Below are 23,730 nucleotides of genomic sequence, written 5' to 3'. Positions count from 1 at the left end.
CAGCAACGCATTACCCCATCTGCAGGATCACTTTGCAGCAGGTGCGCGGATCTTTTTCGAACAGGGTCATCGCGCGCTCAATCTCCTGCAGGGGGAAAGTGTGTGTGACCAGTTTTTCTGGCTGGATTAACCCTTTTTCTATCCAGTCGATCACCTGCGGAAAGCGGTTGCTGTTCAGACGTGAGGTAAACAGCGACAGCTCTTTACTGGTCAGGCTCTGCTGGGTCAGGCTGCAGGGTTCACCGGAGAAGCCGAGCAGGCCGATACGCGCCGCCGGTGAGGCGAGGGCGACGGCTTCCGCCAGAATGGCGGGATGGCAGGCCGCATCAATAATCAGCGTGGGCTGCACGCCCTCCAGCTGCGCTGCCAGCGGGATCGCGCTGTTGTCGAACAGCTGGTCGGCACCACTCTGTTCAGCCAGCGCCAGACGTTCCGGCAGCCGATCCACCACCATCACCTTTTTCACCTTATAGACGCCTTTCAGCACCTGAATCGCGGTCAGTCCCATCGGGCCAGCACCATAAATCAGTGCCACGTCGTCCGGCTGCGGCCTGAGAAAGGCCGTGATATTGGCCGCGATGGTAAACGGCTCGACCAGACTGGCGAGCTGGTCGGGAATGGTGTCCGGCAGGCGCCAGGCATTGTTTGCCGGTGTCAGCGCATACTCACTGAAACCGCCGTCACGATGCACGCCCGTCACCTGCAGCGTGGTGCAGACGTTGGGGCGGCCCACCGAGCAGGGATAGCAGCTGCCGCAGCTCACCACCGGATCGACGGCAACGCGTTCACCCAGTCGGCCAGTATCAACACCGTCACCGACCGCATCGATCACGCCGAAAAATTCATGACCAATCACCCGTGGATATTTCGCAAAGGGATTATGGCCGTGCCAGATATGCACATCTGAGCCGCAGATGCTGGCATAGGCCACCTTCACCCGGACTTCCCCTGGCGCAGGCTGCGGCAGGGGACGTTCAGCGACGACCAGCCTGCCCGGCTCTTCAATTACAACGCTTTTCATAACGGTCTCCTTACCAGTTCCAGAGGGTGCCATCTTCAAGACGGGCGACCGGCAGATAGGCGGGTTCATAGGGATATTTCGCCGCCAGTTTTTCGTTGAAGTCGATGCCGAGGCCCGGCTTGTCGCCAGGATGCATATAGCCCTGGTCAAAAGTCCAGCTGGCGTCAAACAGCTCCATCATCTGCTCAGAGAAGCCCATATACTCCTGCACGCCGAAATTGGGCACCCAGAGGTCGAAGTGCAGCGCCGCGGCCATGCAGATTGGGGAGAGGTCAGAGGGGCCGTGTGAGCCGGTGCGCACCTGATAGAGCGACGCAAAATCAGCGATGCGTCGCATGCCGGTAATGCCGCCCGCGTGGGTAATGGTCGTGCGGATATAGTCGATCAGCTGCTCTTCAATCAGCTGCTTACAATCCCAGATGCTGTTGAACACTTCGCCCACCGCAATCGGTGTGACGGTGTGCTGGCGAATCAGGCGGAAGCATTCCTGATTCTCAGCCGGCGTCGGATCCTCCATCCAGAACAGACGATAATCTTCCACGCTTTTGCCAAAGCGCGCCGCTTCAATCGGCGTCAGACGATGATGCATGTCATGCAGCAGATGCTCATCGAAACCGAACTTATCGCGGATCGCGGCGAACAGTTTCGGGGTGAAATCGAGGTATTTTTCCGTTGACCAGAGCTGCTCTTCCGGCCAGTTGCCTTTGGTCGCCGGTTCATAGGCCAGTCCTTTCCCTTTCGCCATGCCGTAGGTGGTCTTCATGCCCGGCACGCCGCACTGGGCGCGAATCGCCTTAAAGCCCAGCTCTTTGTGCTTCGCGTAGTCATCCATCACTTCATCAATGGAGTGACCGGTGGTGTGGCAATAGACCATCACGCCCGTGCGGGAGGCGCCGCCCAGCAGCTGATAAACCGGCATGTTGGCCGCTTTGCCTTTGATATCCCACAGCGCCATATCGACCGCCGAGATCGCAGACATGGTGACCGGGCCACGACGCCAGTAGGCCCCTTTGTAGAAGTATTGCCAGATGTCTTCGATCTGATGCGCATCGCGGCCGATCAGCTGCGGGCAGACGTGATCTTTCAGGTAGGAGGCGACCGGCAGTTCCCGGCCATTGAGGGTTGCATCACCAATGCCGGTCAGACCCTGATCGGTGGTGATTTTGACGGTGACAAAGTTTCTGCCTGCGCAGGTTACAAATACTTCTGCCTTTACAATCTTCATCCTGTTTGCCTTGAGTCAGCCTTCGATGATGAAAACGTACGCGCATTAATACTACCATACAAGTTAAAAGGACAGAGTTGTGAAGCCAGTCACATGCTGTTTTTACCGCCAGAAAAAGCGTGAGAAAACAGGGGTGTATGTTAATAAAGGTAACATCAGGAGGGGAGGGAGAAACAAAAAGGGGGCGCTGCCCCCTCAGCATCAGGAGAGTAAGGCACACTGCGGAGGCAGACGGCAGCTCAGCGCGCCTGCCATTACCTCAATCACAAATTCGCGTCCGGAGAGCGGTTCACCATCCAGGTTAAAGGTCATCTCATGAGGCGATCGTATCGTCAGTGATTCCAGCTGCGTGGTGACGATGCCGGGATTGTCATCATCGCCGGTCAGGGAATGGAACAGGGTCGGCAGCAGCTCCTGCGCGGTGACGATGCTGACATCAAGCCGCCCGTCGTCAATCAGGGCAGAGGGACACAGTCGCTGTCCGCCGCCTGCCTGACGCCCGTTTCCGATGCCGATCACCAGCGCATCACCCTGCCAGGCAAAATCGGGACCGCTGATCTCACAGGTGTCGGGTTTCAGCGTGTCCATGCGCATCAGGCCGTGAATAAAGTAGGAGACACCCCCCAGCGCCGATTTCAGCTTTTCCGGGGTTTCTGTGGTGATCCGGGTGCCGAAGCCGCCAGTCGCCATATTAATGAAGTAGTGACTCTGGTTGACCCGGGCCAGATCGATGGCACTCGCTTTGCCCTGAATCGCCAGCCGCAGTGCCGGCTCCATCTCTTCCGGGATGCCGACGCTGGTGGCAAAGTCGTTGGCGGTGCCCAGCGGCAGAATGCCCAGCACCGGGCGATGTTCCGCTTCCGAAGCCGCCAGCGCCGTCGCAACTTCGTTGATGGTGCCATCGCCGCCACCGGCAACGACGGTAGCAGCCCGCAGCGTAATCGCCTCTTTGACATAGCGATCGCCGTCGCCTTTCTCAAAGGTGACGCGCACCGCAATCTCAAAGCCTTCTTCCCGCAGGGTCGTGATAGCATCGCGCAGATCGTCATTACCGGCGCCTTTCCCATTCAGGATGAGCAGCGTAAGCGGTTTATTGTCCATTGTGCGTTCCTTGATGATCTACAGAGTAGGAGGGGGAAGGTATAACACAGCTTCCAGCACCAGATTATTGGCGAAAGCATGAAAAAAGAAAACCCGCACGGGGGAGCCGGGCGGGTAAATGAGGTGGTTCCTGGTAAATCTGCCGTTTGTTGTTACTCGTTAGCAGCAGGCGGGACTATAAAGCAGCCCGGCGCAGGGGTCTGTGATCCTGTTCTGATTTCATCAATTTGTTTCCGTTGGTAAACGATTATGAGGGGCCCGGGTATCTTCGCCGTGATCGAAGTTACGCAGCAGCAGCGCAAAGCGCAGATCCACCGCCTCAGGCACCCGCAGCCAGACGCGGTGACCGTCGCCCGGTGCCACGTCGGCCGGTTCGCCACGGCTGTCCTGCAGCGCATCGAGCTGGCACTGCAGGTTGCCGTCGGGCGTCATGATCTCCACGCTGTCGTGCAGCATGAACTTATTTTTTACCGCCACTTCGGCCCATTCTCCCCGGCGTTCGCCGGTAAACTCGCCCACAAACTGCTGACGATCGGAGACGGAAAAGCCCTGCTCATAGTTCTGGTAGCTGTCATGAGTGTGACGACGCAGAAAGCCTTCGGTATAGCCGCGATGTGCCAGACCCTCAAGGGTGAGCAGCAGTGACGCATCAAAGGGTTTTCCCGCGGCGGCATCGTCAATCGCGCGGCGATACACCTGGGCGGTGCGCGCGCAGTAGTAGTAGGACTTGGTGCGCCCCTCAATCTTCAGCGAATGGACGCCCATCTCGCTGAGCCGCTCCACATGTGCCACCGCACGCAGATCCCGCGAGTTCATGATATAGGTGCCGTGCTCATCTTCGAACGCGCTCATCACTTCGCCAGGTTTCATCTTCTCTTCCAGCAGGAACACCTTGTCGGTCGGCTGACCGATGCCCAGCGCTGGCGTCACCTCCTGCACCTTCACCGGCTGGTGGATGCCGACAATGTTGCCCACCTCATCCTGCTGGCCTTCCGCCACTTTGTATTCCCAGCGGCAGGCGTTGGTGCAGGTGCCCTGGTTCGGATCGCGTTTGTTCATATAGCCGGAGAGCAGGCAGCGGCCGGAATAGGCCATACAGAGCGCACCATGAACAAAGACTTCCAGCTCCATCTCCGGCACCTGCTGACGGATTTCGGCGATCTCCTCCAGCGACAGCTCGCGCGACAGAATTACCCGGCTCAGCCCCATCTGCTGCCAGAACTTCACCGTGGCCCAGTTGACCGCATTGGCCTGCACTGAGAGGTGGATCGGCATCGCCGGGAAGGCCTCACGCACCAGCATAATCAGACCCGGATCGGACATAATCAGCGCATCAGGCTGCATCGCCACCACCGGCGTTAAGTCACGAATAAAGGTTTTCAGCTTGGCGTTGTGCGGCGCGATGTTGACCACCACGTAGAATTTTTTGCCCAGCGCGTGCGCTTCGTTGATGCCCAGCGCGAGATTTTCGTGGGTAAATTCATTATTACGCACCCGCAGGCTGTAGCGCGGCTGACCGGCATAGACGGCATCGGCACCATAGGCGAAGGCGTAACGCATGTTTTTCAGCGTCCCGGCGGGGGAGAGCAGTTCAGGTTTCATGGGGTTCTCACTGATGTCAGGTCAGTATGCCGCCAGAGGCGGCAGAGGCAGGGCCGTGAAGCCCTGCAAAAGGTGCGGAATTGTAGGCAGTGAGAAAAGGGAAGTAAATTGATCGGGATCAAACTAGATCAAATGACAGGCATCCGCTTCCCAGCGATAGCCCATGCCGTAGACGGCACGGATAAAGGGTTGCTCGCTGTCGAGATTCTCCAGCTTGCGCCGCAGATTCTTGATATGGCTGTCGATGGTCCGATCGGTTACTACGCGGTAATCATCATAGAGATGGTTGAGCAGTTGCTCGCGCGAAAAGACCTTGCCCGGTTCCAGCGACAGGGTTTTCAGCAGACGAAACTCGGCCGGGGTTAAATCGAGCGGCTTATCACGCCAGCTGGCCGAAAAGCGGCTCTCATCGACTCTGAGCAGCGAACTGCTCTGCGGCTCTTCCGCCGAACGTTTTACCCGGCGCAGAATGGTCTTAACCCGCGCGACAACTTCCCGCGGGCTGAAGGGTTTGCAGATATAGTCATCGGCACCCAGCTCCAGCCCCAGCAGCCGATCGATCTCCTCGGTGCGGGCGGTGACCATAATAATCGGCAGTTCCGAATGACGGCGGATTTCCCGGCACAGCGTTAAACCATCGGTGCCCGGCAGCATCAGGTCCAGCAGCATCAGGTCGGGTGGGGTCTGGCGCACATAATCCAGCACGCCGTTGCCGTCGGCGATGTGATGGGTGCGGTAATTGGAGGCGTGCAGATAGTCGATCATCAGCTGCGCCAGTTTGGGCTCATCTTCGACCACCAGAATCAGCGGGTCGTGGTTTTCCAGGCTCATAAGCGTCTACGCAAGGGGAACATAGCGCAAGTGTAGCGCGATTTTCAGTCCACCTAAATCAGAGTGCGACGCAGAGATATCGCCGCCATGCGCGTCGGCAATGTTCTTACAGATGGCGAGACCGAGTCCCGATCCGCCGCTGGCCCGATTACGGGAGCCTTCGGTGCGGAAGAAACGTTCAAAAATCTGCGCCTGATGTTCCCGATCCACGCCCGGCGCGCTGTCATCAAACTCTACCCGCCAGTGCGGAGCCTGATACTTCAGCGTCACCTCAACCCGGCCTCCGCTGTCGGTGTAGCGCAGGCTGTTCTCCAGCAGGTTAGTGAAGAGCTGCATCAGGCGATCGGGATCGCCGAAGAAGGGAGCATCATCGGGCAGGTTCAGCTTTAACGTCAGGCCATGCGCGCGGTAGCGTTCGGCAAAGCTGCCCGCCGTGACTTCCAGCAGTTGTACCAGGTCGGTCGCCTGTTTGCGGTAGGCCAGGGCGCCCTCATCCGACAGCGACAGCTGATGCAGGTCATCCACCAGCTTGGTCAGCACCACCACTTCACTCTGCAGCGAAGCGATCGCTTCCGGCGTCAGTTTGCGCACGCCATCCTGCATCGCTTCCAGTTCACCGCGCAGAATGGCCAGCGGCGTGCGTAACTCATGGGAGATATCCGCCATAAAGGCGCGGCGCATGCTTTCGTTTTTCTCCAGCGAGCTGGCGAGAAGGTTAAAGTCACCGGCCAGCTGGCCCAGTTCGTCCCGGCTGCTGACTTCGACGCGGGTGGCAAAGTTGCCCGCGGCCAGATGATGGGTGCCGTCGACCAGCCGTTTGACCGGGGCCAGCAGCCCGCGCGCCATCAGCCAGGTGGCCAGCGCCGCCAGCAGCGTCGAGAGGCCAACGATAATCCAGCTGGTGCGGCGCTGCTGCTGATCGAAGTTAATGTCGGTGCTGCGCGTCAGCCGCTCCGGCGGTGAGCCGATAACCCAGCCGACCACCTTACCGTTGCTGGTGGTGATGTTGCGTCGCGTGCCCTCGGGCGGCACCGGCGTGGGCGGCCCGACCAGCACCCTATACTGCTGGTCGAGGATCCAGAACTGGGTGCGCCAGCCATGCGGCGGCAGCTGACTGTTGCCCGGATTCTGCTCCAGCGAACGCAGCATGGTGAACACCAGGCGGTCGTTGTGGCGCAGGAAATCCCAGTTGCCGTGCTGCTCATACTGATCGGCCAGCGCATCGCCGAGCAGGCTCAGGCGCTGCTGATTGCCGCGCTTGATATAGTCGACGAAGCCATGCTCAAAGCTGAGGCGGACTCCCCAGTGCATGGTAATCAGTACCAGCATGCAGGTGGCGAAAATCGCCATAAACAGTTTGGCCCCGATACCCAGGCGCAGGTTAACTCTCATTGTTTTCTCCGGCGTCGCAAATCGACGTTGCTGCTCACCTGCCGTGGAACGCGCCAGAAGATCAGCGCGGGCAGGATAATAATCAGTGACATGCACAGGTAGGTGTAAATAAACATCTGATGTTCTGCTGCGCTGTTGGCTGCGCCCTCCTGAGCAAAGGCGCCCAGCAGCAGCCCGGCAACGGTGACGCCAATACTCATCGACAGCTGCATAATCATCGACAGCAGGCTGTTTCCGCTCGACGCCAGCGTGTCCGGCAGCTCTTTCAGCGTCAGCGTGTTCATCGAGGAGAAGCGAATGGCGTTGACCATGCCCTGCAGAAACAGCACCAGCGGTAGCAGCCAGACCCAGCCCAGGATCGCCACCAGCGGAAACAGCAGCACCACCAGCGCCAGCGCCACGGTCGACATCACCAGCACGTTGCGGTAGCCATAGCGATTAACGATGCGCACCACAATACGCTTCATCCCCATGTTGCCCAGCACCATCGGGATCATCATCAGACCGGCGTGGAACGGGCTGTAGCCCATGCCGAGCTGCAGGAAGATGGGCGTCATAAAGGGCAGCATGCCGCTGCCGATACGGCCGGTAAAACTGCCCAGCAGGCCGATAGCGTAGAGGCGGTTATCAAACAGCTTCAGGCTGAACAGCGCGTTATCATTGCCGCGCGCGTGCATCAGGTAGAACAGCAGCGAGAACAGGCCCGCGAGGATCATCGCACCCAGCAGCAGGGCGGAGCCGCCGCTGCTGCGCTGACCGTCCAGCGCCAGCGTCAGGGTCGCCATACCGGCGGCCAGCAGAAAAAAACCGGCAAAATCGAAGCGGCGGGTCTGCATGCTGTAGTTGGGCATCAGCATCAGGGTGGCAATCGCGCCGGCGATGCCGACCGGGATATTGATCAGGAAGATCCAGTGCCAGCTGGCGTATTCGACCAGCACCCCGCCCAGCGCCGGGCCCAGCAGCGGGCCAATCTGGCCGGGCAGGGTGACAAAGGTCATGGCGGACATATACTGCTCACGTGGAACGATTTTCATCACCGTCAGTCGCCCCACCGGCACCATCATGGCACCACCAATCCCCTGAACCACCCGCGCCAGCACCAGCTGATCCAGCGTGCCGGAGAGGGCACACAGCAGCGATCCCAGACTGAACAGCAGGATCGCGCTGAAGAAGATGTTGCGCACGCCAAAGCGATCCGCCAGCCAGCCGCTGACCGGCAGCATCACCGCCACGGTGAGGACGTAATAGACCATCACCGCATGCATGTGCAGCGGGCTGACGCCCAGATCGTGCGCCATCGCCGGAATAGCCGTATTCACGATGGTGGTGTCCAGCGTCTGCATAAAAAAGCCGATGGCGACAATCCACAACTGCCAGCGGACGTTGGTGCTTTGCGTACTCATCCCTTCCCCCGATTCAGCCGATCTGCCCGGTGGCCTGCCGCAGCCTCAGGCGTTACGTCTGCGGTGCGGCTGACCGCGACCGCTTTCTGCGCCGCAGCTTATCCATCATCAGGTAGATCACCGGCGTGGTGTAGAGCGTCAGTAACTGACTCATCACCAGACCCCCTGCAATGGTAATCCCCAGCGGCTGACGCAGTTCCGCCCCGTCGCCACTGGATAACACCAGCGGCAGCGCGCCAAACAGCGCCGCCAGTGTGGTCATCATGATCGGCCGGAAGCGCAGCAGACACGCCTGGAAAATGGCATCCCGTGCGCTGAGCTGGCCGTTGCGCTCAGCTTCCAGCGCAAAATCGACCATCATGATGGCGTTCTTTTTCACGATACCGATCAGCAGCAGAATACCAATCAGGGCAATCAGGCTGAAGGGCGTATCAAACAGTTCCAGCGCCAGCAGCGCGCCCACGCCCGCCGAAGGCAGTGTGGAAAGGATCGTCAGCGGATGCACATAGCTCTCATAGAGGATCCCCAGCACGATATAGACCGCGGCAATCGCCGCCAGCATCAGCCACAGCTGGCTGCTTTGCGACTGCTGAAACACCTGCGCCGTGCCGGCAAAGCTGCCGCGTACGCTGGAAGGCACGCCCAGCGCGGTCATGGTGCGCTCAATCGCGTCAGAGGCCTGTGACAGCGAAACCCCTTCCGGCAGATTGAACGAGATGGTCGAGGCGGCCGACAGCCCTTCATGGTTCACCGACAGCGGGGCATTGGCGGGCTGCCAGTGAGCGAACCACGACAGCGGAATCGCTTTGCCTTCGCTGTTTATCACAAACATCTGTGACAGGGCGCTGATATCCTGGGTATAGCGCGGATCCACCTCCATCACCACTTTGTACTGGTTAAGCGGCTGGTAGATGGTGGAGATCTGCCGCTGACCAAAGGCGTTATTTAACAGCGCATTGGCTTCGGAGACATCGATGCCCAGACGGGCCATGCTTTCACGATCGTAGGTCAGCGCCATCTCGCTGCCTTTATCCTGCTGATCGGAGTTCACATCCGCCAGCTGCGGCAGGGCAGAGAACGCCTGACGGATTTTTGGCTCCCAGGTGCGCAGCGCGTTGAGATCGTCCGACAGCAGCGAATACTGGTATCCGGCGTTCGACTCCCGGCCGCCGACGCGCAGATCCTGCACCGCATTCAGATAGAGGCTGGCACCCGGCTCTTTCGCCAGCTTGTCGCGCAGCCGGGCGATAACCGCCTGCGCGTTCTCTTTCCGCTCAGTGAGCGGTTTCAGGGAGATAAACATGGAGCCGCTGTTGGTGCGCATGCCGCCGGTAAAGCCCACCACGCTGTCCACCGCCGGGTCGGCTCCGACGATCTCCATGAAATCCTGCAGCTTACTGCGCATCGCCTGAAACGAGATACTCTGGTCGGCGGAGATAAACCCGGCGAGTCGCCCGGTATCCTGTTCCGGCATAAAGGTTTTCGGGATAGAGACAAACAGCCAGCCGGTCAGGGCAATCGTGGCGAAAAAGAGCAGCAGCACCCAGCGCGCATGGTTCAGCACCACGCTTAGCGATCGGCCATAGCCCTGCTGGATCGCCATCAGCAGCCGACCTGCACCGCGCCGGCGCGGCTGGCTGCGTGGCGCGTGAGGCTTCAGCAGATACGCGCACATCATCGGCGTCAGGGTGATCGAAATAACCAGCGAGATGGCGATCGCCACCGACAGGGTAATGGCAAATTCAGAGAAGAAACGGCCAATCAGCCCGCCGATCATCAGCAGCGGCAGGAAAACCGCAATCAGCGACAGGCTCATCGACAGCACGGTAAAGCCCACTTCGCGCACGCCCTTCAGCGCGGCGGCCAGCGGTTTCATACCCGCTTCCACATGGCGGGCGATGTTCTCCAGCACCACGATCGCATCGTCCACCACAAAGCCGGTGGCAATGGTCAGCGCCATCAGCGACAGGTTGTTGAGGCTGAAGCCGCACAGGTACATGGCCGCGAAGGTGCCAATCAGCGAGACCGGCACGGCGATGGCGGGGATCAGCGTGGCGCGCCCGGAGCGCAGGAACACGAACACCACCAGAATCACCAGCCCGACGGCGATTAACAGCGACTGCTCCACTTCATGCAGCGAGGCGCGGATGGTAGGGGAGCGATCCTGGGCAATCTGCAGGTCGATGGCGGCCGGGATCACCTCATGCAGCAGCGGCATCTCGGCACGGATGCGGTCAACCGTCTCAATGACGTTCGCGTCAGGGGTTTTGCGGATCAGCAGCAGCACGGCCGGTTTACCGCGTGACATCCCGGCGTTGCGTACGTCCTGAACCGAATCTTCCACGGTCGCCACATCAGACAGCTTCACCGCCGCGCCGTTTTTATAATGCACGATCAGCGGCTGATACTCGCGGGCGGTCTGCAGCGCGTCATTGGTGCGCAACTGCCAGCGCTGCTGTGAATCATCCACTGCGCCCTGCGGGCGGCGCTGGTTGGCGTCGGAAATGGCGGTGCGCACCGCATCCAGCGAGACACCCTGATTAAACAGCGCCTGCGGATTCAGCGCCACGCGCACGGCGGGCAGCGAACTGCCCCCCACGGTAACGTCGCCAACCCCCTGAATCTGCGACAGCTTCTGCGCCAGCTGCGTCGAGGCATAATCGTAGAGCTGGCCCGGATTGTAGGTATCTGAGGTCAGCGTCATGATCATAATCGGCGCATCAGAGGGGTTCACTTTGCGGTAAGTCGGACGTGAGGGCATGCCGGTCGGCAGCAGGCTTTGCGCCGCGTTCAGCGCAGCCTGCACGTCGCGCGCGGCACCGTTGATGTCGCGGTCGAAATCGAACACCAGAATGATACGGGTACTGCCCAGCGAGCTCATCGAGGTCATTTCACTGACGCCCGCGATACGTCCCAGCGACCGCTCCAGCGGCGTGGCGACCGACGACGCCATGATCTCGGGTGAGGCCCCCGGCAGCGAGCCGGAGATGACGATCACCGGAAAATCGACCTGCGGCAGCGGGGCAACCGGCAGCAGCCGGAACCCCAGAATTCCGGCCAGCGCAATGGCCAGCGTCAGCAGGGTGGTGGCGACGGGCCGGTGAATAAACAGGGCAAAGAACTTCACTCTGCGGCCTCCGTGCGGCCGAAGCGGCGGCGGGTGGCGTGCGCCAGGCGATCAAACAGCAGGTAGATCACCGGCGTGGTGAACAGCGTCAGCACCTGACTCAGAATCAGGCCGCCGACCATCGCAATCCCCAGCGGATGACGCAGTTCCGCGCCGACGCCGGTGCTGAGCATCAGCGGCAGTGCACCCAGCAGGGCCGCCAGCGTGGTCATCAGAATCGGACGGAAGCGCAGCAGTGAGGCCTGATAGATGGCGTCATAGGGTTTCATTCCCTGTTCACGTTCGGCCGCCAGCGCAAAGTCGATCATCATGATGGCATTCTTTTTCACAATACCGATCAGCAGGATGATGCCGATGATCGCCACAATATCCAGCTCGTTACCGCTGAGCATCAGTGCCAGCAGCGCGCCGACACCGGCCGTGGGCAAGGTGGAGAGGATGGTGATGGGGTGGATGAAGCTCTCATAGAGCACACCCAGCACGATATACATCGCGACAATCGCCGCCACAATCAGCCAGACGGTGCTGCTCAGCGCCGCTTCGAACGCCAGGGTGCTGCCCTGGAACTGGGTCATCATCTCCGCCGGCATCCCCAGCTCTGCTTCAGCCTGCGACACCGCTTTCACCGCATCTTCCAGCGAGTAGCCGTCAGCGACATTAAAAGAGAAGGTCGCCGAAGGAAACTGGTCGAGATGGCTGATGCTGAGGGGCGCATGGCGCTGTTCGATGCGGGCAATGGCGCTCAGCGGCACGCTGCCGCCGTCGGTGCTGTTCAGGCGAATCGCGTCCAGGCTCTGCAGGCCCGGCGTGGCGTGATTGTCCTGCTCCAGCACCACGCGATACTGATTGGCCTGGGTGTAGATGGTAGAGATCAGCCGCTGGCCGAAGGCGTTATAGAGCGCATTATCGACATCCGCCATGCTGATGCCGAGGCGGCTGGCGCTGTCGCGATCGACATTGACGTAGGCTTCCAGCCCCTGATCCTGCCAGTCGCTGCTGACATCGCGCAGCTGCGGCAGGGTTCTGAGCCGGTTCAGCAGGGCGGGCACCCAGGTGCTGAGCGACGACAGGGAACCCGACTGCAGCGTGAACTGATAGGGGGTGCGGCTCGCCTGCGTATCAATAGTGAGATCCTGCACCGCCTGCAGCCACAGCTGGACGCCCGGCAGCTGACTGACCTGCTGTTGCAGGCGCTGCTCGATTTCAGGAATACGGTCATCGCGCTCATCCAGCGGTTTCAGGTTGATCTGCAGCCGCGCGCTGTTCAGCGAGGCGTTGGTGCCATCCACGCCGACAAAGGAGGTCAGGCTCTGCACCGCCGGATCTTTCATGATGACCGAGGCGACGTCGCGGGTGCGCTGCGCCATGCTGGCGTAGGAAACGGACTGGGGAGCCTGCAGCGTGCCCTGAATAATGCTGTTGTCCTGCTGCGGGAAGAAGCCTTTGGGGATGATCATCCAGAGCACCAGGGTCAGAACCAGCGTGCCCAGCGCCACCGACAGCGTCAGCCAGGGGTGATTCAGCACCCGGCTCAGGCCGCGACCGTAAACGGCCACGATGCGGTCAAACATCGCTTCACTGGCCCGGGAGAAACGGTTCTGTTTGCGCAGCGACTCTGCGCTCAGCATTCTGGCGCACATCATCGGCGTCAGCGTCAGCGAGACCACGGCAGAAATCAGAATCGCCACTGCCAGCGTCACGGCAAATTCGCGGAACAGGCGGCCAATCACATCCCCCATAAACAGCAGCGGGATAAGCACCGCAATCAGCGAGAAGGTGAGGGAGATGATGGTGAAACCGATCTCGCCAGCCCCTTTCAGCGCAGCGGTGAGCGGCTTTTCTCCTTTCTCGATATAGCGTGAGATGTTCTCAATCACCACGATGGCATCGTCGACCACAAAGCCGGTGGCGATGGTCAGCGCCATCAGCGTGAGGTTGTTGATCGAAAAACCGAGGAAATACATCGCGGCAAAGGTGCCGATCAGCGACAGCGGCACGGCGACTGCCGGGATCAGGGTGGCCGGCACATTGCGCAGAAAGAGGTAGATAATCATCACCACCAGCGCCATCGCCAGCATCAGCTCATGCTGTGTGTCACTGACCGACGCGCGGATATTGGTGGTGCGGTCGGTGAGCAGTTTCACCTCCACCGATTTTGGCAGCGTCGCCGTCAGCGCAGGCAGCATGGCGCGAATGCTGTCGGCGGTGGCGATGATATTGGCTCCGGGCTGACGCTGAACGTTGAGCACAATCGCCGCATCGCGGTTGGCCCACGCACCCAGCCAGCTGTTTTCCGCGCCCTGTTCGATGGTCGCCACGTCGCCAAGCCGCACCGGTGCGCCATTTTTGTAGCTGATAATCAGCTGGCGGTAATCCTCAGCAGATTTCATCTGGTCATTGGCTGACAGGGTGACTGAGCGGGTCGGGCCATCCAGGCTCCCTTTGGCGGAGTTGACGTTGGCATTGCTGATCGCGGTACGCACGCTTTCGCTGGTCAGACCCAGCGCCGCCAGCGCCTGGGCATTCATTTTTACCCGCACGGCCGGACGCTGACCGCCCGACAGGGTGACGAGACCGACGCCGCTGACCTGAGAAATCTTCTGCGCCACCCGCGTTTCCACCATGTCCTGAACCTGCGTCAGCGGCATGCTGCTGGTGGTGACCGCCAGCGTCATAATCGGCGGATCGGCCGGGTTCACTTTGCTGTAGACCGGTGGATTAGGCAGATCGTTGGGCAGCAGGTTGGTGGCGGAGTTAATGGCGGCCTGCACCTCCTGCTCCGCCACATCCAGCGGCAGCGACAGCTGGAACTGCAGGGTCACAACCGAGGCGCCCCCTGCGCTTTGCGACGCCATCTGTTTCAGGCCGGACATCTGGCCAAACTGGCGCTCCAGCGGGGCGGTAATGGAAGAGGTGACCACATCCGGGCTGGCGCCCGGATAGAGCGTGACCACCTGGATGGTCGGATAGTCCACTTCTGGCAGGGCCGACACCGGCAGGAAGCGATAACCCAGCACCCCGGCCAGTAAAATCGCAATCATCAACAGCGTAGTGGCAACCGGACGCAGAATAAACTGCCGGGACGGCCCGCCACTGTGATCGGGAGGCATGACCTGCATTACTCACGCTCTCCTTTTGACGGCAGGGTGGCCCGGCTGCTGCCCGGTGCACTGCTCTGGGCGGTCACGACCTCGACTTTCGCACCTTCAGTCAGGCGATCCAGACCGTCGGTGACGACACGCTCACCCGCTTCCAGACCGGCGCTGACCACCACCTTCTGGCTGTCCTGCAGCCCGGCCATCACGCTTTTCTTACTGACCTTGTTGTCGCTGTTAACCACCCAGACAAAGTGGCCCTCGTTGCCCATCTGCAGCGCGGCAGGCGGGATCACAATCGCATCCTGCAGGGTGTTGACCTTGAGGCGCACATTGACGAACTGGTTGGGAAAGAGCGTGTCATCCTGATTGTCAAAACGCGCTTTGATTTTGATGGTGCCGGTGGTGACATCAATCTGGTTGTCCAGGCTCAGCAGCTTACCGCTGGCAATCAGATTCTGGTTACTGCGATCCCAGGCTTCCACCAGCAGTGGCTCACCGCTTTTCTGCGCTTTCAGAATCGGCGTGATGCTGTTTTCTGCCAGGGTAAAGACCACATCGATCGGCTGCGTCTGGGTGATGATCACAATGCCGTTGGTGTCGCCGCTGGTCACGTAGTTGCCGACATCCACCTGTTTCAGACCAACCCGGCCGGCAATGGGTGCGGTGATCCGACTGTAGGTGAGGTTAAGCTGCGCACTGGCGACACTGCCCTCATCGGCTTTCAGCGTGCCGAGCGTTTCGCTGACTAGTGAGCGCTGGGTATCCAGATCCTGTTGCGACACCAGCGACGTTTTCGCCAGCTTTTCATAGCGTGCCAAGTCCCGGCGGGCGTTAGCCAGCGTCGCCTGATCTTTCGCCAGCTGGCCCTGTGCCTGGGTGAGGGCTACCTGATAAGGCCGCGGATCGACTTCCGCCAGCAACTCGCCCGCTTTGACCTGCTGACCTTCGGTAAAATGGATCGCCAGCAGATCGCCATTCACCCGGCTGCGCACCGTGGCGGTATTGGCGGCGGTGACGGTGCCGAGACCGCTCAGATATTGCGGCACGCTCTGGCGGGTCGCTGTAGCGGCCTGAACCGGTGCCAGCGAACGGCGTGCGCCGTCATCGCCACCCTTACCGCGTGGGGCTGGCGAGCCACTCTGGCTGCTCTGCGGCTCAGCGGGGCGCTGCCAGACGTAATAGCCGCCAGCGGCCACGGCGATCAGGGCCAGCACGATCAGGGTTTTTTTCATAACAGGATGTCGGGTGCTCATGATTGTTGATGCTCTCCAGCAGTGACGTAGTCCCAGGCGCAGGCATCAAAGGGGGAGCCTGCAAACGACAGAGTGTAGTCGCCTCTGACAGGCAGAAATTGAAGGAATTAAGGATATCTGTCAGGACGGCGTAATTATGCCTGTTCTTTCATTAATCGCAGCACAATCGTCATTAAGCCATGAAAATCCCTTTGCTATGCTGAGATAAAGACCCTTTATCAGGCAAATAAGGAGCAGAGGATGAGTCAGAATCAAACCCGGCAGTTAGGTGACAGTGGTATCGCGGTGCCGTTACTGACGTTTGGCGGCAATGTATTTGGCTGGACGGTGGATCAGCCGACCTCCTTTTCGCTGCTGGATGCGCTGGTGGAGAAAGGACTCTGGTTTATCGACACCGCCGACGTCTATTCCCGCTGGGCACCGGGCAACAAAGGGGGAGAATCGGAAACCATTATTGGTGAGTGGCTGAAAAAAAGCGGTAAACGTGACCAGATCGTACTGGCGACCAAGGTCGGCATGGAGCTGTCACCCGAGAAAACCGGGCTGAAGCCGCAATATATTCGCCAGGCGGTCGAAGATTCACTGCGCCGGTTACAGACTGACTATATCGATCTCTATCAGGCGCATCGCGACGACCAGGATACGCCCCTGGCCGACACCCTGAGTGCCTTCGACAGCCTGATCCGGGAAGGGAAAGTGCGCGCCATCGGAGCCTCTAACTACAGTGCGGCGCGGCTTGAGGAGGCACTGCAGGTAAGTGAGAGCCAGGGGCTGGCGCGCTATGAGACCTTACAACCTGAATATAACCTCTACGACCGTCAGCCCTATGAATCGGAGCTTGAGCCGGTGGTCATGGCGCACGGTCTGGGCGTCATCAACTACTACTCGCTGGCGAGTGGTTTTCTCAGTGGTAAATACCGCGATGCGGCTGATGCCGGAAAAAGCGCACGGGGGCAGGGCGTGGTAGAGAAATACCTCAATCCGCGCGGATTGCGGATTCTCGACGCGCTGGATGCCATCAGCGAGGCGCATCAGGTGACGTCGACGCAGGTCGCACTCGCCTGGCAGATCGCCCGTCCCGGGATTACCGCGCCGATCGTCAGCGCCACCTCGCTTCAGCAGATCGATGACCTGGTGGGGGCGACACAGCTGACCCTGACCCCAGAGCAGATTGCACAGCTGGACGAGGCCAGCCGCTGATTCAGGGGGCGCTAGCGCCCCTTTATCGATTACGCCTGTCAAAAAATGCGCATTCTGCCCGCAGAGTATCCATTCAGCGATCCCGATCACAAATGCGTTAATAAACTGATGTTTCAGGAAATTATGCGCACGTATTTACAAAAACTGAAGTTTATCCAGCACTATCCTCTGCGCGTCACTTCCTGTCACTCACATAAGAAAACGCACCATGAAAAACAGACAAGCAGAGCACGCTTTTCCGCTGCGCCGTGTGGCAACCGGCACCCTGATCCTGGCTATTCTCTCCGCGCCCGCTATGGCGGCTGACGCTCTGAGCCCGGATTCCGAATGGATGTTTGGTGACTGGGACGGTTACCGAACGCAGCTGCAGGACGAAGGGATTAAGTTTGACGTTAACTACACCATGGAAAGTGCCGCCAATCTGGGTGGCGGCGCAGATACCAACACCACCATGCGCTACAGCGATCAGTGGACGTTTGGCACCAACTTCGACCTGGAAAAACTGCTGAACTGGCAGGATGCAGAGTTTCAGATGACCGTCACTAACCGCGACGGACAGAATCTCTCTGAGCAGGTGGCGGATAAACGCACCGGTATGCTCTCATCGGTTCAGGAGGTGTACGGTCGCGGTCAGACCTGGCGGCTGACGCAGTTCTGGTTGCGCAAAGGGCTGTTCAACGATGTAGTTGATCTGAAAGCCGGGCGGGTCACCGTGGGCGAGGACTTCGATAACTTCGACGGCAACCTGTTCCAGAACCTGGCGCTGGGCAGCGGCCAGGCGGGTAACTGGCGTGGCGACCGCTGGTTCAACTGGCCGGTCTCGCAGTGGGGCGGTCGGGTAAAAATCAATATGACGCCTGAGCTGTTCTTCCAGGTGGGTTTCTACAACCAGAACCGCGCCAACTACGATCGCGGCGATGGCTTCCGGCTGGATACCAGCAACTCTGAAGGCAATCTGGTGCCGGTCGAACTGGGCTGGAAACCGACGTTCGGGCCGGAGAAATTACCGGGTAACTACCGCATCGGCTACTACTACTCGTCAGTGGATGGCGATGTTTATGGCAGCTGGCGCAACGGCGGCTATCAGGATCAGGCTCACGCCTATGGCGGCTATCTGCTGTTACAACAGCAGCTGACCGCGCAGGATGGCGATGTGAATCGTGGTCTGGGCGTGCGGGTACAGGCTGTGATGAACGATCACAAGACCTCGAAAACCGACAACTACCAGTCTGTCGCCTTTACCTGGACCGGTCCGTTTGATGCCCGTCCGCAGGATGAGATTGGCGTAGGCGCATCACGCATTCATGTGAACAGCGACTATACCCGCTCACTGCGTCAGCAGAATCAGGCTAACGGTGAGAGCCGCTTTGACAGCCCGACCTATCTGCCGATTCAGGAAGGGTCAGAGTACAACTATGAGGTTTACTACAACGCCAAAGTGACGAACTGGATGTCACTGCGGCCTAACCTGCAGTATGTCGTAGCACCGGGTGCGGTGAGTGAAGTCAAAGATGCCTTTATCGGCGGTATCAGCGCCAATATTGCCTTCTGATCCTCAATAACACCTGAACAGAGGACTCTCAGACGTAAAGCGATGGGAGTCTGCTCTCAGTTATCCGCAAACAAAAACGGCACCCTCAGGTGCCGTTTTTAGTATTACAGTGCCAGCCTAGCGGAACAACACCTCTGCCCAGCGTGCCAGACCGGCCGTGACCGAGGCGAAATCATCGCCACCGGCAATCGGCGTGTCGGGCAGCGTCTGCTGCAGCGCCGCGCGCAGCAGAGGCGAACGCGCACTGCCGCCGGTCAGGTAAATGACATCAGGCTTAATCTGGCTGGTGGCTAAGGCGAGCTGCACCTGCTCCAGGATTTTCTCCAGCGGCTGACTGATCGCCTCCTGCAGCTGACCCACGCTCACGTCTGTCTGCAGCGCGGCGGCCACGAAGTCGAGTGAGGCGGTATGCACCGGGGCGTCTGACAGCGCAATCTTGCTCTCTTCCGCCGCGCGCACTAAACGGTAACTCAGCTTCTGCTGCCACACTTTCAGCAGACGCGCCACGATGTCACCCTGTTCTGCGTCACGCACTAAATCCCGCAGCCATTTCCCGCAGGCGGCGCTGTAAAAGTCGCTCTGCGCCGGCACATCGTTGATGGCAATCGCGTTCCACCACGGCAGCGCGGGCAGGGCGGTGCCCTTCTGAGTGTTGCCGCCCAGACCCAGCAGCGGCATCAGCGTCTTAAAGGCCAGCATGATATCGAGATCGTTACCGCCGACGCGACAGCCACTGTGGCCCAGCAGGCTTTCACGACGGTCGGCTCTGTTTCGCCATTGCGGGCCCATCAGCAACATCGAGCAGTCGGTGGTGCCGCCGCCGATATCCACCACCAGCACCCGCGTCTCCTGCTGCAGGGTCGCTTCGAAATCGAGTCCGGCGGCGACGGGTTCAAACTGAAACTCAACGTCACGGAATCCGGCGCGGTGGGCGGCACGCAGCAGGATACCCTCTGCCTGCTGGTTCGACTCATCGCTGCCCAGCCCCTGGAAGTTGACAGGGCGACCGATCACCGCCTGATCGAGGGTCTGCCCGAGCTGGCTTTCACCCTGCTGGCGGATGTGCAGCATCATGGCGCAGACCAGATCTTCAAACAGGGCGATCTGCTGTGGCTTCAGGCCACTGGCACCCAGAAAGGATTTGGGGGATTTAACGAACCAGACATCTTCGGGATCGACCATGTAGTGCTGCAGGGCGGTCAGACCAAATTGCACGCTGCCGGGCTGAACCTCAATATCCTCTTCGCGGTTGTAACGCAGCGCGCGCTGCAGCAGCGCGGTGGTTTCACTGTCAGGGGTTGCCACCTGATGATGGCGATAGAGCCATTCGCTGACCGACTCGCGGGTCGGTGCACAGATCATTGACGGCAGCAGACGCTGACCCTTTTCCAGCGTTAACAGACGCGGCGAGCCATTTTCGCTCACTGCAATGGAGCAGTTAGCCGTGCCGTAATCGAATCCTATGAACATTTTCGCCCCCATGCCGGAAAAAAGGGGGCGACTTTAGCGCAGCTTCAGCAGGGTGGCAAGCGGCCAGCGCGGGAATCAGCGGATAGCAAAGAGGCGATCTTCCGCCAGGGAACGGAGCGGCTGACGCTCGGTTATCGCGCTGCCCCAGACGCCATCGACGTCAAGATCAGCCAGCGTGCTAAGCACCGCCGGAACGGAAACCGGACCCGCCAGCACCGAAATATGGCGCTGCGTTGCCTGGCCCTGAATGATGGTCAGCAGCATCTCATCCATCAGGCTGGTGTGGGCGTTAGCAACCAGTTCCGGTGCCAGCACCAGGTAATCGACCACTTCGTCACTCAGCAGATTAAAGGCGTCCAGATTGCGGCCAAAATGGTGCAGCGCGATGCGACAGCCACACTCACGCAGCTGCAGCAGCGCGGTATAGAACCGATCGCTTTTACTCAGTACGCTGGCGGCCGGAAAAGCAAAACCACAGCGGCTGCTGGCGAGACCTGCGGCGACAAAGCGCTGACAGAGTTGCTGCACAAAAGCGGCGTCACCGAGCAGCTCTTCACTCAGCGGCAGGATGACCGGGATCCCTTTTTTATTCAGCGTCCCGACGTCCTGGCGGAAAAAGGCCTCGATGATATTGCTATCGAGCCGGCGACGCAGCGTTTCATCCGGCAGGTTATGACGCAGCAGGGTTTCATCCACCAGTATCCCCTCCGCAGTCAATAGCTGGACCTCCAGCAGCCAGATAAAGGCTGACTGAGGCGTTTTGGGTGGGGCGACAGCCCAGGCGGGCAGCTCAATTTGCAGCGCATCAATCATCGCAGCATCTACTCCCTGAGGGTTGCCCGGCAGCGGCAGGCGGTGCTGTTCAAAGACGACCAACCGTCCGCGCCCGCTGCGTTTGGCGTTGTAGCAGGCGATGTCTGCCTGCGACAGCACATCACCGCTGACGCAGTTGTCGGCGGAAATCTGTGTGACGCCCGCGCTCGCCCCCACCTGATAGCGGCGTTCCTGCCACTGGAAACGATAGTCGTTTACGGCGGCCACAATCCGCTGCACCACGTCACGCGCCTGGTCGACCTGACAGTCGGCCATCAGCAGGGCAAACTCATCGCCGCCCAGTCGGGCCAGGAAATCACTGCTGCGCAGATGGTGCTGCATCAGCTCTGAAAGTTCCCGCAGTAACGCATCGCCCGCAGCATGGCCGGCGCTGTCATTGACCGCTTTAAACTTATCCAGGTCGATGAACACCAGCACGTGCTGATGATGATGTTCAGCCGCGTCAAACAGCAGTCGCTTAAGCTGCAGCTCAAAGCTGGCCCGGTTAGGCAGACGTGTCAGGGTGTCATGCAGCGCGCTGTAGCTCAGGCGCTTCATCAGTTTTCGCGACTCGCTCACATCCTGAATAACCATCACCGCGCCCTGTTCAAGACCCGCCTCGGAGCGCAGTGGCGTAATGCTGTAGTGAATATCGATATGGCCGCCATCCGGGGTGTGCAGCACCAGATCTTCATCCAGGTCGGGGGTGATTTTTTCCGGCGGTAACTGGCACAGTAGCAGATTCTCCACCTCAGGGCCGGTCTGTCCCTGGGTGATGTGCAGCAGCTCGCTCAGCGGCTTGCCGGCGGCCTGCTCCTGAGACCAGCCGCTCATCTTCTCCGCCACCGGATTCATAAAGGCTACGCGCATCGCTTCATCGGTACTGATCACCGCCTCGCCGATCGAGTCCAGGGTGATCGCCATGCGCTCTTTCTCCTGAAACAGCGCTTCATTAAGATTACGCAGCGGCGTAATGTCCTGACAGATGCCGAGCATACGCTCGATACGGCCCTCTTTACTCAGCTGCCGGTTCGCCTGCGTGCGGATCCAGCGCTGACCCTGCGCGTCCACGATGCGGTACTCCATATGGAACGCACTGCGCAGCTCTATCGCCTGCTGCACCGTCAATGCGGCATATTCGCGATCGGCGGTATGCAGCAGATGGAGCCAGAGGTCATAACTGGGCGACTCGTGCGGAGCCAGACCAAACAGGGCGTACATGCGCTTGTCCCACAGCATCTCGCCGGTCAGCAGGTTCCACTCCCAGACGCCGATGCCGCCCGCCTCATTCGCCAGCGTGATGCGCTCCATCAGGCGTCGGTTTACCTGCTCGCTCTTTTTCAGCTCGGAGATGTCGATGATCTGCGCAATAAAATAGAGCGGTGCTGTGTCGCCGTCACGCACCAGCGAAACCGTCAGCCGCGCCCAGACGATCTCCCCATCCTTACGGAAATAGCGTTTTTCAAAGGTGTAGGTATCAATCTCACCTTCCAGCAGCTGGTTTACATGCTGCAGGTCGAGGGCCAGATCGTCGGGATGGGTAATCTGCTGAAACGTCAGCCGCTTCAGCTCCTCCGCCGGGTAGCCCAGGATCTGGCAAAGCGAACGGTTCACCTGCAGCCAGTTACCCTGCGGCGCGACCAGCGCCATACCGATCGCGGAGTACTCCATCGCATGACGGAAACGGGTTTCACTGTCGGTGATATGCAGCTTTTCGCGCCGGAACGCATCCATCACCAGCGACATAATATGGCTGGGGATCAGGACCAGCAGGAAGGGTAACCAGCTGGAGACCGGGCCCAGCGCGGTGTTGTTATTCACCACGCTGACCAGGTTACAGGCCAGCAATAATGCGATAAAGCTGGCATTGAGGAAGAACAGCACAAACGCCTGCAGCTTAGGCAGGCGAACGGCGCACCAGAAGAGGATCACCACGATAAAGGTAAAGGGCCACGGCATAAAACGCAGTGCCAGGTAGCTGGCGCCTAAAGTGATAAGCAGCGTCAGCACGCACTCCGCCGGACGCAGATCGCTGAAGTGCGCGCGACGCAGCGGCCATGGCATCAGCAGTAACATCGGGCCTAACACCAGCATGCCGATGATTTCAGAGATCACCCAGGTATAGAAGAAGGGAAACGACGCATGCCCGCTGACCCTGAGCATCCACAGCGCCATCAGCCCGCCGAGCAGCGGGGTCACAATGCCCACCGACAGCACCAGCCGTGCCCAGTCGTGCAGCGAATTCAGCGGCGCACGCCGATCGAGCAGGGCGCGCAGCAGCATCCCGCCCACGCCTGCCTGCACCAGGTTGAGCAGGGCGAATTTAATGTTAGAGAGGGCAGGGCCGATGACGATGGCATTAGCGGCTGCGGTGCCAAGCACGCAGGCCGTCAGCAGCAGCGGCAGCTGACGTAACGGGCAGCGAAACACCACAATGGTCATGAAGGTGGTCGGGAACCAGAGCGGTGAAATTTTCACGCTCACCACGATCAGTTCAAGACAGAACAGCGTCAGGACAAATACCGCACAGCCCAGGAGCAGGGCCGAGAGCCAGCGGCCAGGTGTGCTATTTTGCGGGGCAAAGATCTCAATCGTCATGCAGACTTCCGGCAGGGTGCAGGGCTCCGCAATGGCGAATCAGG

General features: G+C 59.9%; 13 protein-coding genes and 1 pseudogene. 2 read left to right on the top strand and 12 right to left on the bottom strand.

What is annotated here, in order from left to right:
- Positions 1 to 10: 10 nt before the first annotated feature.
- The 10 genes and pseudogenes from FJW00_RS02285 to FJW00_RS02235 form a co-directional block, all read right to left on the bottom strand.
- The gene (locus FJW00_RS02285; protein WP_046102209.1) at positions 11 to 1,021 is read right to left on the bottom strand and encodes a Zn-dependent oxidoreductase; all 1,011 of its coding nucleotides are present in this window, start codon (positions 1,019 to 1,021) and stop codon (positions 11 to 13) included.
- A 10-nt stretch (positions 1,022 to 1,031) separates the two neighbouring features.
- Positions 1,032 to 2,246 carry a D-mannonate dehydratase ManD gene (manD, locus tag FJW00_RS02280; RefSeq protein ID WP_009089214.1) on the bottom strand — a complete coding sequence of 405 codons (1,215 nt, stop codon included), beginning with the start codon at positions 2,244 to 2,246 and terminating at the stop codon, positions 1,032 to 1,034.
- Between the two features lie 201 nt (positions 2,247 to 2,447).
- On the bottom strand, positions 2,448 to 3,347 hold the full coding sequence (gene yegS / locus FJW00_RS02275; RefSeq protein WP_046102207.1) for a lipid kinase YegS: 900 nt from the start codon (positions 3,345 to 3,347) through the stop codon (positions 2,448 to 2,450).
- A 222-nt stretch (positions 3,348 to 3,569) separates the two neighbouring features.
- Positions 3,570 to 4,949, bottom strand: coding sequence for a prephenate-dependent tRNA uridine(34) hydroxylase TrhP (gene trhP, locus FJW00_RS02265; protein WP_140922980.1), 1,380 nt, complete (start codon positions 4,947 to 4,949; stop codon positions 3,570 to 3,572).
- A 123-nt stretch (positions 4,950 to 5,072) separates the two neighbouring features.
- Positions 5,073 to 5,780: an envelope stress response regulator BaeR gene (baeR, locus tag FJW00_RS02260; RefSeq protein ID WP_009089220.1), complete on the bottom strand. Its 708-nt coding sequence runs from the start codon at positions 5,778 to 5,780 to the stop codon at positions 5,073 to 5,075.
- 6 nt (positions 5,781 to 5,786) lie between these two features.
- On the bottom strand, positions 5,787 to 7,172 hold the full coding sequence (baeS, locus tag FJW00_RS02255; protein ID WP_058956693.1) for an envelope stress sensor histidine kinase BaeS: 1,386 nt from the start codon (positions 7,170 to 7,172) through the stop codon (positions 5,787 to 5,789).
- Positions 7,169 to 8,587: pseudogene (gene mdtD, locus FJW00_RS02250) on the bottom strand (multidrug transporter subunit MdtD); the annotation flags it as partial. The pseudogene mdtD and the gene baeS, both read right to left, overlap by 4 nt.
- A 40-nt stretch (positions 8,588 to 8,627) precedes the next feature.
- Entirely contained in the window at positions 8,628 to 11,702 is a 3,075-nt protein-coding gene (gene mdtC, locus FJW00_RS02245; protein ID WP_140922978.1) for a multidrug efflux RND transporter permease subunit MdtC, read from the bottom strand.
- Positions 11,699 to 14,821 (bottom strand): MdtB/MuxB family multidrug efflux RND transporter permease subunit, encoded by a 3,123-nt coding sequence (locus FJW00_RS02240; RefSeq protein WP_046102202.1) that lies wholly within the window; start codon positions 14,819 to 14,821, stop codon positions 11,699 to 11,701. Before FJW00_RS02240 ends, mdtC begins: the two co-directional genes overlap by 4 nt.
- Positions 14,821 to 16,053 (bottom strand): MdtA/MuxA family multidrug efflux RND transporter periplasmic adaptor subunit, encoded by a 1,233-nt coding sequence (locus tag FJW00_RS02235; RefSeq protein ID WP_058956690.1) that lies wholly within the window; start codon positions 16,051 to 16,053, stop codon positions 14,821 to 14,823. Before FJW00_RS02235 ends, FJW00_RS02240 begins: the two co-directional genes overlap by 1 nt.
- Before the next feature lie 240 nt (positions 16,054 to 16,293).
- Between FJW00_RS02235 and FJW00_RS02230 the strand changes: the two genes are divergently transcribed.
- Together FJW00_RS02230 and FJW00_RS02225 are read left to right on the top strand one after the other, a co-directional pair.
- On the top strand, positions 16,294 to 17,253 hold the full coding sequence (locus tag FJW00_RS02230) for an aldo/keto reductase (protein ID WP_140922977.1): 960 nt from the start codon (positions 16,294 to 16,296) through the stop codon (positions 17,251 to 17,253).
- A 208-nt stretch (positions 17,254 to 17,461) separates the two neighbouring features.
- Complete coding sequence (locus tag FJW00_RS02225) at positions 17,462 to 18,805, top strand: carbohydrate porin (RefSeq protein WP_009089231.1); 1,344 nt, start codon at positions 17,462 to 17,464, stop codon at positions 18,803 to 18,805.
- 117 nt (positions 18,806 to 18,922) lie between these two features.
- Here the strand turns inward: FJW00_RS02225 and yegD are convergent, their stop codons facing one another.
- Together yegD and FJW00_RS02215 are read right to left on the bottom strand one after the other, a co-directional pair.
- On the bottom strand, positions 18,923 to 20,275 hold the full coding sequence (gene yegD, locus FJW00_RS02220) for a molecular chaperone (RefSeq protein ID WP_046102197.1): 1,353 nt from the start codon (positions 20,273 to 20,275) through the stop codon (positions 18,923 to 18,925).
- 75 nt (positions 20,276 to 20,350) lie between these two features.
- Positions 20,351 to 23,686 (bottom strand): diguanylate cyclase, encoded by a 3,336-nt coding sequence (locus FJW00_RS02215; protein WP_140922976.1) that lies wholly within the window; start codon positions 23,684 to 23,686, stop codon positions 20,351 to 20,353.
- Between the last annotated feature and the right edge of the window lie 44 nt (positions 23,687 to 23,730).

The organism is Pantoea anthophila, assembly GCF_006494375.1.
GTDB classification, from domain to species: domain Bacteria; phylum Pseudomonadota; class Gammaproteobacteria; order Enterobacterales; family Enterobacteriaceae; genus Pantoea; species Pantoea anthophila.
The sequence above is the reverse complement of the archived record's forward strand: the minus strand, read 5'-3'. Positions and strand labels throughout refer to the sequence as shown.